Here is a 14,171-nt window from a genome sequence, read left to right on the forward strand (position 1 = left end):
ATACGCCAACCTTACGGCTAATTTAGGGGGAAAGTATCTAACAATCTATGTTTGTCTTTGCACAGCAGTCCTCTCTGGCCAACCAGTTCATAGCCGAGCTTCGTGATGTATCAATCCAGCAGGACCGATTGCGGTTCCGCCGAAATCTGGAACGGCTTGGCGAGCTTATGGCCTACGAAATCTCCAAAAAGCTCTCTTATCAGAATACGGCTGTGCAAACGCCATTAGGCACGTCAAACGCACAAATATTGCGTCAGCAGCCGGTTTTGGCCACTATTCTACGGGCAGGCCTTCCGTTTCATCAGGGATTTGCCAACTATTTCGATCGGGCTGAGAATGCATTTGCCGGAGCCTATCGAGGTTACCCTGCCGATGAGGGTGAAAATTTTGAAATTGCAATGGACTATATCGTTAGTCCTGACTTAAGCGGGAAAGTCTTGATTCTTAGCGATCCTATGCTGGCAACGGGCCGTTCGCTCGAAAAAGTATATCATGCACTGCTACGTTACGGAATTCCGGCACAAACCCACATTGCAGCTATCATTGCCAGCCCTGAAGGTGTTCAGTACGTCCAACGGCGGCTACCGCAATGTCATCTTTGGCTAGGAGCCATCGATGACCATCTTAACGAGCATTTTTACATCGTTCCTGGCCTTGGCGATTCGGGCGATTTAGCATTCGGAGAAAAAGTATAATGCCTTGACAGGCTTCGGCCGCTTCGGAGGTCCAATGTCGGAGTCGCACTAGCGACAATTAGCTAGCTTCAATCGACAGCCGGAGCCTGTCAAGATCATCAATTACCGCAAGTCAATTACTTCGACACCCGGATATTTGGCTTTGTTGAAAATGAACTGTGTATCTGCTACGTTGGCGTTTGGCGTAAACTTGGTGATGGTATACGTAGTACGCGATCCATCCTTGTTAACAATCAGCCAGTTCCGGACTGACTTATCAACTTTATCGACCGAAAGCTGAACCGTTGAGACCGGACTTTTGGCGCGTTTTGCAGTCAATTCAATTACCTCTACAGTACGACTGCCCTGTTTCTGTTCTTTCAGAAATTTATAGTCGAAGCCTTGCTTATATATGTTGTAAATCTGCGTTGGATTAAGTTCGCTTGTATTGCCTTTCTCAAAATCCTGTACATTCATTTCGTTCGATTCTTTGAGGTAGGTATACATCGTTTGTCCGTCGGTAAAAACTTCCTGATCGCCTAAGGCGAGTCGGAACTTTTCGCCTTTCACCATCAAATCACCTTTAACTGACTCTTTTGCGCCCGCTCCGGTGTTGGAATAATTGAAAGATGCCTGATAGGATTTCAGCGATTTATATTGTTTACTCATCGCATCCAGAATAGCCTGAGCCCGTTTGTCTTTCTGCGCAAAAGCGGGTGATGCCAGTAAAAATAAGCTACCTAGCAAATACCCAATCAGATTTTTTCTCATCGTGTTTAATGACAATTCAGGTTAATAGTCAATCAGCTTTGTTGTTTTAACAAAGACCAAAAATCACCTGAAAAGTTTAATGATTGTTCGAAACCGGCCAAAAGGTTATTCACCTTTTAGTCGCTTCAACAACTCTTCCAGCATTTGCAGATCATGCACCAATACTTCGCGTGCTTTGCTTCCTTCAAACGGACCTACAATTTTGGCAGCTTCTAACTGATCGACTAAGCGACCAGCCCGGTTATACCCCAGCTTGAGTTTACGCTGAATTAGCGACGTACTACCCTGCTGATGGATAACAATAAGCCGGGCAGCTTCGTCGAACATTGGATCGCGATTGCCTAAGTCTACGTCTTTATCGTCGTTCTGACCACCATCATCGCCAACAAATTCGGGTAATGCATAAGCATCATCGTAGCCACGTTGATTACCTACAAATTCGCAAATTTCTTCGATTTCGTTCGTATCGACAAACGGACATTGCAGGCGGATAATGTCGGAGTTTGATGAAAGCAGCATATCGCCCATTCCCACCAGTTGTTCAGCGCCACCTGTGTCTAAAATCGTACGAGAGTCAATCTTGGAGGTTACCTTAAACGAGAGCCGGGCGGGGAAGTTCGCTTTGATCAAACCCGTAATGACGTTTACCGACGGACGTTGCGTTGCCACAACAAGGTGTATGCCGATAGCACGAGCTAACTGGGCCAGCCGGGCAATAGGTTGCTCAACCTCCTTACCAGCCGTCATCATCAAATCGGCTAACTCATCAATAATGAGCACGATATACGGCAGAAAGCGGTGACCTTTTTCGGGATTTAACCGACGTTTCACAAACTTCGCGTTGTATTCTTTCAGATTCCGACAGCCCCCATCTTTGAGCAGGTTGTAACGCTGGTCCATCTCAATACACAGCGAATTGAGCGTATTAACCACTTTTTTGGTATCGGTAATGATTGGTTCTTCAGAGTCGGGCAGTTTAGCCAGAAAATGACGCTCCAGCTTATTGAACAGCGTCAGCTCTACCTTTTTGGGGTCGACCAGCACCAGCTTTAACTGCGAAGGATGCTTTTTGTAAATAAGCGATGTCAGCAATACGTTCAAGCCAACCGATTTCCCCTGACCAGTGGCTCCGGCCATAAGCAAGTGCGGCATTTTGGCCAGATCGGCTACGTAGATTTCGTTGGAAATGGTCTTACCCAGTACAACAGGCAAATCAAATTTGCTGTTACTGAACACATCGCTCATAATTACAGAGCGCATCGACACCATTTCGCGGTTTTTATTGGGTACCTCAATACCAATGGTTCCCATACCCGGCATCGGGGCAATAATACGTATGCCCAGCGCCGACAAGCTTAAGGCGATATCGTCTTCGAGACTCTTGATTTTTGAAATACGCACCCCTTTGGCTGGCACGATTTCATACAACGTAACAGTTGGCCCAATAGACGCTTGAATCGAATCGATTTCGATACCGAAATTACGTAGCGTGGTTTCGATACGTTCTTTGTTTGCCGTCAGTTCATCGTCCGACACCTGCGCTTTCCGGTTATTCTGGTAATCGGTCAACAGGTTATTCGTCGGGTATTGATACTGCGGCAAATCGAGTGTAGAATCATAGAGACCATGAACCGACACCAGATCATCGTTTTCGAATGGATCAGGTTCAAATGCTGACGCAGGGGTTTCGGTTTGTTCGTCATTTACGTCATTGTCGTCTACAACCGCATCCCGATTTTTAATCGTCAACGTAACGCCAGTGGTTTTGGCCACAGTTTCAGCCATTGACGCTGTTGGTTCAGGTGTATTCGGTAAGGGGTTACCATTGGGCCGATTGGTATTATCCGTCCTATTGGTAGAATCAGTGCTGGAATGGTCTTGGTTTACGATAGGGCTAAAGGCATTACGTGCCTCCGACGAGCGTATTTCATCAGCTTGTTCGTCATCGTCAACTAGTTCATCTTCGTCATCATACTCGCTCTCTTCATAGGTCTGCAATGGATCCGACGATTTTCGATTAGGTCGCGGACGCGACGGCATTGAAAATTGAGGCAAGCTGATTGAACGGATATCAACAAAATAGACAATAAAGACAAAGAAAATAAAGATGATGAATACCAGACTTCCCCAACCAATGAGGCCATAGAGTGCTACGTTGGTTTCGTAACCCAGCCCTCCGCACCAGACACTGGATGTCTGTACCGAATCGGTCACTAATACAACATAACCTAATAATAGACTGGTCCAGAGAGCAGTAAAAAGCAGTGCTGTTGTGACCCGGCTCAACGGAACCAATTCCCGCCGGAATGTAAGCTTATAGCCCGCCAGAAATACAATGAACGGAAAGGCCAGTGCACCTACTCCAAACCATCGGAATACGAACGCATGGGCAATATAAGCTCCAACAACGCCCGCCCAATTACGGGCTTCTGTACCCGATTCGCTCAGCGGCTCGGAAAAAGCGGCCCCTACTACACTTTGATCGGCAGAGCCATTGATCAGGTATGAAACAAAGGCAAATAATAACCCGATGGCAATAACCATCATGAGGGCACCCAGGGTTAAGGTTGAACGCTGATCGGTAAACCATCGGTCAAGAGCAGCACCCCAGTTAAACGATGGCCCTTTTGGTTTGGACACCGATGGTTTTGGCCTTGGCATCCGTGGATCATTACGTTCAGTGGGTCGACGGATTGTGTTCTGCCGGGGTGGAGTAGTCGGTTGTGCCATACGTTGGGTCAGGGCAATAGCGGCAGCTAAATGTTCAGGATTTCAACGAAAATCTACGAAGAAACTGTGTATAAACCCAGATTTTTGTAGACAAACGGAAAATATTTAGCCAATAAATTATTCTACGAATTGATAAAAGTTTCTGATATCCGTTTGTCTACACTATTCTTCAGAAGCGTCCGATTGATACGGCGAGCCACACCAGGGCCTTCATAAATAAAACCTGTGTATAGCTGAATCAGGCTGGCTCCAGCATCAAGTTTTTCCTGCGCATCTTCGGGCGAAAAAATACCACCAACCCCAACAATTGGGAACGCCCCGCCCGATTGTTGGTGCAAATAACGAATCACTTCAGTAGCCCGATCTCGGAGTGGGCGACCGCTAACTCCACCAGCACCTATTTGTTCTATATCCCTTGCCTCCGTTTTCAATCCGCTTCGGCTGATGGTTGTATTCGTTGCGATTACGCCCGCAATACCCGTTTCGGCAACAATAGCGATGATATCGTCTAACTGACCATTGGTTAGATCTGGAGCAATTTTCAATAAAATCGGCTTGGGTGTTGAGCGCTGTTTGTTTTCTGATTGAATAGCACTCAGTAGTCGTGTCAGGGGTTCTCGTTCCTGCAAATCGCGCAAACCAGGTGTATTAGGAGAGCTTACATTAACGACAAAATAATCGACCGTATCAAACAACTCCCGAAAATTCAGCAGGTAATCGTTCAGTGCTTCTTCATTCGGTGTATCTTTATTCTTACCAATATTACCGCCCACAATAACCTGCCTATCACCACGAGTCTGCGCAAAACGACGTAAGCGTTCGGCCGCTACCGAAGCGCCTTTGTTATTGAAACCCATTCGATTGACAAGACCACCGTCAGGCTTCAGCCGGAACAAACGTGGGCGCGGATTGCCGGGCTGAGGGCGTGGTGTAACCGTGCCAATTTCTACGAAGCCAAAGCCCAAATCACTCAGTTCGCTGATCAATTCGGCGTTTTTATCAAAACCAGCCGCCATACCTACTGGGTTCGGGAACGTAATACCAAAAACGGTACGTTCCAACCGTTTGTCGTTGACAACGTAGTACTTACGGCAAATGGCTGATAAACCAGGGATGGCCAGTATAAATCTTAATAGGCTTGAAACGGTGTGGTGAATGGTTTCCGCATCGATGCGAAAAAGTAACGGCAGGATGATTCGCTTGTACATACCACAAAGATACAGTTCGACCGAACGGCCTTCACGGTACGTCGAATTTTTATTTCATTAATCTAGTCAGGCGGTTACTACGTTAACCAAATAGATCAGACGATAGATATCGGTCGCCCCGGTCGCAGATGATACAGACAATTACACCCGATTCCAGTTCTTTAGCCAGTTGCACAGCCGCATGTACTGCTCCACCACTGCTCATGCCCGCAAATACGCCTTCAACACTCGCCAGCTGACGGGTCATTAACGTAGCATCTTCGGTCGATATTTCCATAACCCGATCGACACGTTGAGGCTCAAAAATCTTTGGAAGGTATTCAATTGGCCATTTCCGAATGCCCGGAATCGACGAACCGTCGGTTGGTTGGCAACCAACAATTTGAATATCAGCACTTTGTTCTTTCAGATATCGCGACGTACCCATAATGGTACCCGTTGTACCCATTGACGAAACGAAGTGCGTAATCTTTCCGGATGTATCGCGCCAGATTTCGGGACCTGTTGTTCGATAATGTGCCAGATAATTATCAGGATTAGCAAACTGGTTGAGCATCAGATACCCCCCTTTTTCTACCTGTGCTTCGGCAAAATCGCGGGCACTTTCCATCGTTTCGGTTAGAATAACGCTGGCCCCAAAGGCTTCCATGGTTAGCACACGCTCACGGGTGGAAGTTTCGGGCATAATCAGTTCTATTTCTATGTCGTAAAGCCGCGCAATCATGGCAAGAGCAATGCCAGTATTTCCGCTTGTCGCTTCAATCAATTTCATACCGGGTTTTAATTCGCCACGGTCAATGGCTCCCTGAATCATGCTGGCAGCAGCGCGGTCTTTCACACTGCCACCGGGATTATTCCCTTCCAGCTTACCGTATATCGTTACGTTGGGATTCGGGTTTAAGCGATTCAATTCTACCAGGGGCGTATTGCCAACCAAATCAAGAAGGGATGCCATGCTTATTCGTATAACTTGTCTTATGCTTTCTCAAGTTTAAAGCTACTCAATAAGTTCGTTATAGTCGGATATAGTGAGGTAAGGTTGGGCTAATAGCGCAGTGCGTATATTATCAAAATATTTTTTTTAGACACTCAATTGATTGATAATGAATTTTGTGTAAACTTGCTACAGCGAATACGTTAGCAACTTTCGGTAACACGAAACATTGTCGTCGTATCGCATTATTCACACCACAAAATCCATACTATGCGAAAAAGACTACTAGCGAAACCGCTAATTGTTGGTCATGTAGAAGAACTGGCCAATCAGTTTGCCTTACCCGATTTAACACTTCCTTTCTGGGGTTGCCGCCGAAAAATGCCAATGCACCAGATCGTACGGCTCGAAGGCGAAGGCAATTACACCTTATTTCATTTCATTGATGGTAGCCGATTGATGGTATCGCTAACCCTCAAAAAATTGGAAGAACGGTTATCGCCCAAACTCTTTGTGCGGCCTCACAAAAAGAATATCATCAACCTTCTGTATCTGGAAGCGTTTCATCCCGAAGAACAGCAATTGAGCGTGAGTATGGTAAATGGCGACCGAGTAGAAGTGTCTCGTCGAAAAGCCAGCCGCTTTATTAAACAGGTGAAGGGGTTTCAGCAGGAGCTATTAACACTTGATTCAACTGCGGCTATGGCAGGTTAATTATACTACGTTCCCTGCTACGTATCAACAGGTTTATGCTGATACGTAGCAGGGAACGTAGTATTTATTTCTTCTTCAGTTTTTCCATTTCTTCATCCCGCAATGGCCGACGTAGGATTTTTCCTACGTTCGATTTGGGTAGTTCATTGCGGAACTCGATCATACGGGGAATTTTGTACGGCGTCAGGTTTTCGCGGCAATAGGCTTTTATGGCTTCTGCGGTAAGTTCGGGGTCTTTTTTAACCACAAAAATCTTCACCACTTCCGTCGATTTTTCGTCAGGAACACCAATACAGGCAACTTCCATTACGCCGGGACACTGCGCTACTACGTCCTCAATTTCGTTCGGATACACGTTGAAACCCGATACCAGAATCATATCTTTTTTCCGGTCTACGATCTTGAAGAATCCGTCTTCATTCATTACACCCACATCGCCCGTTTTAAACCAATCGCCAAGCATAGATTTGGCCGTTTCTTCGGGTCTATTGTAATATCCTTTGAATATCTGTGGCCCACGGGCAACAATTTCGCCGGGTTCGCCCATGGGTGCATCCGTACCATCTTCGTTAATGATTTTCATCTCGGTGCTCGGCCACGGGATGCCAATTGTACCAACACGTACCGTACCATCAATCGGATTTGAGCACAAAACCGGCGATGTTTCGGTTAATCCATAGCCTTCGCATGGCGTGTTACCGGTCAGTTTGGTCCAACGTTCAGCAACGGCAGTTTGTAAAGCCATACCACCCGCCGACGTAACTTTTAGGTAGCTAAAATCTACCTCACCGATACGTGGGTGATTCAGAAGACCATTATACAGTGTATTGACCCCTGTAAAGGCGGTTATTTTATATTTTTTCAGATCGTCGATGAAGGCATTCAAATCACGCGGATTGGTGATAAGCAAATTCATGGAACCACTTTTCAGTGATGCCAAAGCATTGGTTGTCAGAGCATACACGTGATAGAGTGGAAGAGCCGCTACGATAATTCCTTCACCATTAGGAATATGCGCGGGCATCATCCAGTAATGCTGACATTCAACATTGGAGATAATATTCCTATGTGTCAGCATGGCGCCTTTCGAAACTCCGGTAGTTCCACCCGTATATTGAACAAAGGCCAGATCAGAACTAATAATATCGACAGGTCGGAACGGCTGGGTAGCTCCCCGACTTAATGCTTCACTAAATGAAATGGCATCAGGCAGGTTATAGTCGGGAACCAGTTTCTTGACATACTTCACTACTGCATTCACGATCTGCTTTTTAGGGAATCCAAGCAAATCGCCCAAACTCGTTACAACAACGTGCTGAATGTCGGTGCGGTCAAGAATTTTCTCCAGATTATTCGCGAAGTTGCTCAAAATCACGATGGCTTTGGCACCAGAGTCTTTAAACTGGTGCTGCATCTCACGCGGAGTGTAGAGCGGATTCGTGTTAACGACCACCAGACCGGCTCGCAGTGCGCCAAACATAGCAATCGGGTACTGCAACGTATTGGGCATTTGAATTGCTAATCGATCTCCTTTCTGCAGATGAAGCGCATTTTGCAGAAACGATGCAAACTGTGCCGATAATTTATCCAGTTCGCGAAACGTAATCTGTTTACCCATACAGGCATAAGCCGGCTTGTCCGCAAATCGATGACACCCCTCTTCCAGTAATGCGGCTAATGAAGGATAAGCATCAGGATTTATTTCGGTAGGAACTTCCTTGGGATAAAACCGAAGCCAGGGGTGAGTACTTACAGCAGATGGAGTTTTCATATAGGACGTATCGGTTAAGGGTATACAGAGATAACGCATTCATTCGAGAATGAGTTATGACATTATCCACAAAAAATGGCAAGCCGTGCTAAAGGTCACAATAGCATTGTTTGGCCGTTAAGCCCGTACTCTAAAATCATTGATGTGTACAACAAAACTATGGAAATTGTTCAATAGAACTATAGAGGCTATCCAAACCTTTTCATACGGCAAAAAAATGCCGGAACCTGGGGCTCCGGCATCGTGATTTCGACCACCTGTAGGCTTATTTAACCGCTTATCATACAAGTAGCATCGAAATGCAACTACTGCCCTGTTGTTGATGTCATTAGGCTGACGCCTAAACAGCGTTTAAGTTAAGAAAGAAACTAGAAACGCCGGTCCGGTTGAGGCCGGCGTTTTTTGTTCTGCAGACCTACTGGCAAGATAGTTAATATTTTGTTAACAAAAGACAATATTGAGCTATAAATAAACTCCAGTTCAACTACACCTGAGAAAAGTTATAACTGGTTACATATTACGTAAATAAGCGTCAATCAAAGCGGCATTTTCCATTTCGATACGTCCCAGAATCCCTTCCTGACTTCGCTCTAAAAGAATATCAATTGTATTACCGGGAAGGTTAAAGTTGGCACCCGCTTCTGCCAGTAATTCTACCAGTTCCAGCCTTCCGCCAAACGGACCTACAGCATAAAATAAGGCGATCTTTCCCGATTCATCGATTGTGTTCACATCAAAACCTTGTTCCAATATGAATTTTATTGGAGCTATATCCCAGTACTCCGCAGCTTTGAACCAAATTGGCATCCAGTTTCCGTTCGCTTCCAGCCATTCAGGGCGTAGAATTTTCCAGAGATATTGATTGGCTTCGTTTACCCGTCTCGCATAAGGTGCAATGGCAGGTGTAACCTGAGCCTGATTTATGCTCAAATCATACAGATATGTTAACCGATTGAGATTGTCGGCCCATTCTAAAGTCAGGCATTGTACAGGATGGGTATAATGGGCTAAAAACTCATCTACAGACGGTGCATCCAGATTCTGCATAAACAAGCCATGCCAATCAAGACATTTCCAGATACCTTCTAGTATTCGCGGGGTGATAATTAGTTCGTCATTGCTCCTGTTTGTTGAAGCATCGCCAGCATTAGTCATACGCAAACAACAATTAGTGGGCAGAGCGTTGGCCCGACTGATACGTAGCGTTTTTATCTTTTCCGGTCAAATAGCCGGTTTCTATGAATGTAGCAGGATCAGCCTCTGCGAGCTGGTCGTTTCCCAGATAAATGTGCTTTTTATCCTGCGCATAATAGGTACCCGCACTTTTCAGAGACATAATATCTACAGCAGTCATTCGATTCCAGTACGTATCTTTCCCCACCGCAAGCCCCCATACGTTGCGACCGTCTGTAAAGACCAGCTCGGTTATTTTTCGAAACGACGACCCGTTCGCTCCATCAATTGGCTGATCGCGAGAGTAGACGTATCGGCGATCATACGTAACGTAGTAACCGTTAAACATCGGCACAACAGCAAACGTAGCAGGGTCGGCGCCATCCACAATTTCTGTTGACCGATACACGTAACGGTTATCGCGGGCATAGGCAATTCCTTCAGCCGTTACGTTGGTTGATGTTTCGGCGGGGTTGGGTACGATTGCAAAATGGGCACCATCGTCACTAATATGCTGATCCTGAAAATAGCCGTTTGCTTGATCTTTCGTATAGTCGCCAGCCAGATGAACAAACGTAGCGGGATCAGCTTTCGGAATGATCGTTCCCCGATAAAAAACGTGCTTGCTGTCTTTACCGTATTGCTTGTTAATAGCCGAAAACGTATCGACATCAGCATCCTTGACCACTGATCGCTGCGCTGGAAAGCCGGTGTACAGCACAACCTGATTATCCTCGATATGGTAGCCGCTACGTATGCTTTCGCTGCAACCCAGTAACAGGGCGACTATCGCGGCCAATGGCGAGTAAGCCAGTATTTTCTGAAAAGAGAATTTCATTCGATGGATGCGTCAGTCTATTACCAGCTACTACCCGAGCCTCCGCCACCTGAACTTCCGCCACCCCAACTGCTTGAGGAACCACCCGAATAACTGCTTGACGAACTATAGCTACTGCCCGATGAAGAACTTGACGATGAACTACTTGACGAACTTACCGTTCGTTTGGCAATCACATGCGCCGTTTCTTCCTGATGACCACAGGCTTCGCATTTGTAATTTTTGATGCTACGTCCTTCACGCTCATACGTAGCGTTTGCCACAACCCGGCTTTCGGTAAAATGCATAGTGCGTGAGTAACATTTTCGACAGCGATGATACGTAGCATCTTTCAGATTTTCATAGCCAATCGTTTCGGTGACGTTGTGAATCGGATTCCGCCACACATCGTAATCGACCGTTTTTAGGCGTTGCTCTACCTGCTGATAATCAGTCAGAAACCCTAACTCTTCACGATCATCTAATTTGGTCAGTTCATGCCCGTCAGCCGAACGTCGTGGATGATTTCGTAACGTATTGAGCCATTGGTTATCCTGCTGTTTTACCAGCCAGAACGGTATTGGAAAAAGGATCGCTTTAAACCATCCCGTTGCCATAGCCAGCTTCCAGCGATCATATTGCTGTTGCTCCGACATAGAACCGAAAAGTTCTCTAAATTTTTTGAGTCGACGCCAACGCGCTTCCCAAAGCACCAGACACATGTAGGCATACAGTATGCCAAGAACCTGCCAGCCGGGCAGCAGTCCCTGCTCGCGAAGCTGAATAAAAAGCGAGCCAAGTAGTATTGGCATCAGTATACACAGAAAAAATCCCCAGCTCCATCTGGTCAATCTTGATTTTGAGATTGCCTGTTCAATACTGGTTGTGGTGGCATCGCTGGATTTCAACCATACCATAAAAAGCTTCACCAGCGTCAGAAAAATGGCGAACAACATACACAAGACCATCACTCCCCCAGCACTTACGCCGTGATAGGGCTCAGGCTCATACTTCGATTCATCGTAAACTTCCTCTTTAGCTTCGGGTGTCGTGAGAATATAAATAACCTGTTCCACACCCGCCTGTATCGCTTTGTCGAAGTTTCCTTCTTTGGCGTGGGGAATCATGTACTGAGTTTGAATCCGTTTACAGATCGCATCCGGCAAAACGCCTTCCAGCCCATACCCGGTTTCCATCTCAATCCGGTGCTGATCGTTTACCAGCAGAATCAACAAACCGTTGTTTTTATTCTTATAGCCCAGCCCCCACTTGCGAAACAACGTAGTAGCGAAATCTTTGGGAACCGCTTCTCCGATAGAATTCACGCAGACAACCGCAACCTGCGCCGTTGTCGAATCTTCCAGCGCGCCCAGCATCGTATCAATTTCTTTTACGACGGATGCCGACAGGATCTTATCGGGATTGCTAACGTAGTGACTACTACGTTCCTGCTTCGGATTCGGCACCGTTTCGGGCGTGTATGCCTGTGAAAAGCACCGTATTGGTAAACTACCTACCAGTAACCAGCAAAGGATCAGGAAGTGGCGGAGTTTCTGATTCATGATCGAGGAAGTGAGATGTCGGAATAGCTAACTATCTGTAAAACTGATCAATAAATCAGTAACGTATCGTTAGAGTTGATAAGTGGAAAGGTCTGACCAGAAACCGGCTGTAAGTAGTTAATATCTGGCGGAATTTATATCGGATTCGTACAACGCTTCGGATAATTTCGGGGTCTTATTTCTAAATCCTCTCAACGATGAAGTATATCCTCATTCTCCTTTTCCTGATGACCGGATTGGCCTGTTCTCCATCCGACGACGCAGTTCCGGCCAATAATCAGCTTGTCGGCAAATGGCAATTGCTTACGTATTGTATGCCCTCTACCGGTTCGAGCTGTACACAAATTACTGTACCTTCCGACAAAGGGGTGTTCATTACGTTCCGAAACGACGGAAGCTTCACGGAGAGTTACGAAAATACAAAACCCGTCGATTATGCTTTCTTAGGTTGTGGTGGCGGAGATTATTCTATCGAAAGCAATTCAGTACGCATCAGAGCCCTGTGCATGTCGTCAACGTATGGGCGGTTGATGCAAATTGTTTCTGTCAATTCCACCCAACTCATACTCAACCCTTTCGGCACAGGCGACTATCTTTTTGTGAAGAAATAGCTTGTCTGCAAACAGGTTATACATCTGCGCTTACTTTTGTAGGTAGTACAGACAAACAAACATGACAACGGGATTGGTTTTCGGGAAGTTTATGCCGGTCCATAACGGACATCTGGCTCTAATTGATTTCGCCCGAAAACAGTGTGATCATCTGATTGTGTCGATGACCGTTGCGCCTGATGATGTTATTGACGCTACGTTACGCCTTGGCTGGCTCACTGAGTTGCTCGCTCCTTACCCAACCATTGAAGTTGTTACGGCAGCCGACGATTTTCATGACCCAACGTTGCCGCTCTGGGAAGCTACCAGATTATGGGCCGATTTCATTAAACAGCGTTTTCCGAAGGTAAGCGTCTTTTTTGCCTCAGAGGAATACGCAATTCCGCTGGCGCATCATTCTGGTTTACGCTACGTTCCGTTCGATCCGCCCCGACAGCAGGTTCCCGTTTCGGCTACGTTGATTCGGCAGCAACCTGCGCACTATTGGGAATTCATACCCAACGTAGTACGGCCATTTTTCGTCAAGAAAGTCTGTCTATTCGGTCCCGAAAGTGTGGGAAAAACTACACTCGCACAACAATTGGCAGTAGCCTATCGAACGCAGTACGTACTGGAAATGGCGCGTAACTTCATTACGTCTAATGCGTTTATTATAGATGATATTATCCAGATTGGGCGTGCTCAGACCGATGCCGTAAAAGCCGCTGAACGTACCGCTAACCGAGTTTTATTCTGCGATACAGACTTGATTACCACGCAGATTTATTCCGAAATTTATTTCAATCAGATTCCTCCCGAACTGACCACGCTGGAACGTAGTATTCAGTATGATACGTATATTTTACTGGACACCGATGTAGCGTGGGTAGCCGACAGTTTGCGCGATCAGGGTCATCGGCGGGAAGAAATGCTGATTTGGTTTCGTGAAGAACTCGACAAGCGAAAGCTAACGTATCAGTTCATTTCCGGCTCGTATGCCAAACGGCTGAACAAGGCTATTGATGTGGTTAACGATGTGTTACGTTGGCCATGTAATTATATAAACAGAATTGTATAAACAAGGGACACATAAACAACCGTAAAAGCCGTTAAAAGCTACTAAATCAGTTTTAGCAAGACCACAAAATAGGACGTTTTTTAGATACGAGTTTATAAAACAAAATATATTAATTAGAATTTTTAGAAGAATATTAAAGCATAATACTC

Annotated in this window: 12 protein-coding genes; 4 read left to right on the forward strand and 8 right to left on the reverse strand. The window is 46.0% G+C overall.

The window, feature by feature from the left end; translation table 11 throughout:
- The first annotated feature begins 47 nt into the window (after positions 1-47).
- Positions 48-695 (forward strand): uracil phosphoribosyltransferase, encoded by a 648-nt coding sequence (upp, locus tag ACYVD4_RS03520; protein WP_460942451.1) that lies wholly within the window; start codon positions 48-50, stop codon positions 693-695.
- Positions 696-797: 102 nt separating this feature from the next.
- On the opposite strand, the gene ACYVD4_RS03525 is transcribed toward upp, so the two are convergent.
- The 4 genes from ACYVD4_RS03525 to cysM form a co-directional block, all read right to left on the reverse strand.
- The gene (locus ACYVD4_RS03525; protein ID WP_460942453.1) at positions 798-1,445 is read right to left on the reverse strand and encodes a LolA family protein; all 648 of its coding nucleotides are present in this window, start codon (positions 1,443-1,445) and stop codon (positions 798-800) included.
- A 105-nt stretch (positions 1,446-1,550) separates the two neighbouring features.
- Positions 1,551-4,175 (reverse strand): FtsK/SpoIIIE family DNA translocase, encoded by a 2,625-nt coding sequence (locus ACYVD4_RS03530; protein ID WP_460942455.1) that lies wholly within the window; start codon positions 4,173-4,175, stop codon positions 1,551-1,553.
- 122 nt (positions 4,176-4,297) lie between these two features.
- The gene (locus tag ACYVD4_RS03535; RefSeq protein ID WP_460942457.1) at positions 4,298-5,383 is read right to left on the reverse strand and encodes a quinone-dependent dihydroorotate dehydrogenase; all 1,086 of its coding nucleotides are present in this window, start codon (positions 5,381-5,383) and stop codon (positions 4,298-4,300) included.
- 82 nt (positions 5,384-5,465) lie between these two features.
- Positions 5,466-6,338 (reverse strand): cysteine synthase CysM, encoded by an 873-nt coding sequence (gene cysM / locus ACYVD4_RS03540; protein WP_460942459.1) that lies wholly within the window; start codon positions 6,336-6,338, stop codon positions 5,466-5,468.
- A 249-nt stretch (positions 6,339-6,587) separates the two neighbouring features.
- On the opposite strand from cysM, the gene ACYVD4_RS03545 reads away from it, so the two are divergent.
- Entirely contained in the window at positions 6,588-7,031 is a 444-nt protein-coding gene (locus ACYVD4_RS03545; protein ID WP_460942461.1) for a LytR/AlgR family response regulator transcription factor, read from the forward strand.
- A 64-nt stretch (positions 7,032-7,095) separates the two neighbouring features.
- Here the strand turns inward: ACYVD4_RS03545 and ACYVD4_RS03550 are convergent, their stop codons facing one another.
- The 4 genes from ACYVD4_RS03550 to ACYVD4_RS03565 all read right to left on the reverse strand — a co-directional run bounded on the left by ACYVD4_RS03550 (position 7,096) and on the right by ACYVD4_RS03565 (position 12,354).
- Positions 7,096-8,802, reverse strand: a complete 1,707-nt coding sequence (locus tag ACYVD4_RS03550; protein ID WP_460942463.1) for an AMP-binding protein — start codon at positions 8,800-8,802, stop codon at positions 7,096-7,098.
- Positions 8,803-9,312: 510 nt separating this feature from the next.
- A complete protein-coding gene (locus ACYVD4_RS03555) occupies positions 9,313-9,957 on the reverse strand; it encodes a hypothetical protein (protein WP_460942465.1) in 645 nt (214 codons plus the stop codon).
- A 13-nt stretch (positions 9,958-9,970) separates the two neighbouring features.
- The gene (locus ACYVD4_RS03560; protein WP_460942467.1) at positions 9,971-10,813 is read right to left on the reverse strand and encodes a DKNYY domain-containing protein; all 843 of its coding nucleotides are present in this window, start codon (positions 10,811-10,813) and stop codon (positions 9,971-9,973) included.
- A gap of 20 nt (positions 10,814-10,833) precedes the next feature.
- Complete coding sequence (locus ACYVD4_RS03565; RefSeq protein WP_460942469.1) at positions 10,834-12,354, reverse strand: TPM domain-containing protein; 1,521 nt, start codon at positions 12,352-12,354, stop codon at positions 10,834-10,836.
- A 197-nt stretch (positions 12,355-12,551) separates the two neighbouring features.
- Here ACYVD4_RS03565 and ACYVD4_RS03570 point away from each other — a divergent pair, with 197 nt between their 5' ends.
- Positions 12,552-12,965, forward strand: coding sequence for a lipocalin-like domain-containing protein (locus tag ACYVD4_RS03570; RefSeq protein WP_460942471.1), 414 nt, complete (start codon positions 12,552-12,554; stop codon positions 12,963-12,965).
- A 61-nt stretch (positions 12,966-13,026) separates the two neighbouring features.
- The gene (locus ACYVD4_RS03575; protein ID WP_460942473.1) at positions 13,027-14,022 is read left to right on the forward strand and encodes an AAA family ATPase; all 996 of its coding nucleotides are present in this window, start codon (positions 13,027-13,029) and stop codon (positions 14,020-14,022) included.
- Positions 14,023-14,171 lie beyond the last annotated feature (149 nt).

Source organism: Spirosoma daeguense, assembly GCF_054776875.1.

What these genes read in the sequence shown, in the direction of transcription:
- upp (WP_460942451.1), top strand. Translation starts at nt 48, where the DNA reads ATGTTTGTCTTTGCACAGCAGTCCTCTCTGGCCAACCAGTTCATAGCC.
- ACYVD4_RS03525 (WP_460942453.1), bottom strand. Translation starts at nt 1,445, where the DNA reads ATGAGAAAAAATCTGATTGGGTATTTGCTAGGTAGCTTATTTTTACTG.
- ACYVD4_RS03530 (WP_460942455.1), bottom strand. Translation starts at nt 4,175, where the DNA reads ATGGCACAACCGACTACTCCACCCCGGCAGAACACAATCCGTCGACCC.
- ACYVD4_RS03535 (WP_460942457.1), bottom strand. Translation starts at nt 5,383, where the DNA reads ATGTACAAGCGAATCATCCTGCCGTTACTTTTTCGCATCGATGCGGAA.
- cysM (WP_460942459.1), bottom strand. Translation starts at nt 6,338, where the DNA reads ATGGCATCCCTTCTTGATTTGGTTGGCAATACGCCCCTGGTAGAATTG.
- ACYVD4_RS03545 (WP_460942461.1), top strand. Translation starts at nt 6,588, where the DNA reads ATGCGAAAAAGACTACTAGCGAAACCGCTAATTGTTGGTCATGTAGAA.
- ACYVD4_RS03550 (WP_460942463.1), bottom strand. Translation starts at nt 8,802, where the DNA reads ATGAAAACTCCATCTGCTGTAAGTACTCACCCCTGGCTTCGGTTTTAT.
- ACYVD4_RS03555 (WP_460942465.1), bottom strand. Translation starts at nt 9,957, where the DNA reads ATGACTAATGCTGGCGATGCTTCAACAAACAGGAGCAATGACGAACTA.
- ACYVD4_RS03560 (WP_460942467.1), bottom strand. Translation starts at nt 10,813, where the DNA reads ATGAAATTCTCTTTTCAGAAAATACTGGCTTACTCGCCATTGGCCGCG.
- ACYVD4_RS03565 (WP_460942469.1), bottom strand. Translation starts at nt 12,354, where the DNA reads ATGAATCAGAAACTCCGCCACTTCCTGATCCTTTGCTGGTTACTGGTA.
- ACYVD4_RS03570 (WP_460942471.1), top strand. Translation starts at nt 12,552, where the DNA reads ATGAAGTATATCCTCATTCTCCTTTTCCTGATGACCGGATTGGCCTGT.
- ACYVD4_RS03575 (WP_460942473.1), top strand. Translation starts at nt 13,027, where the DNA reads ATGACAACGGGATTGGTTTTCGGGAAGTTTATGCCGGTCCATAACGGA.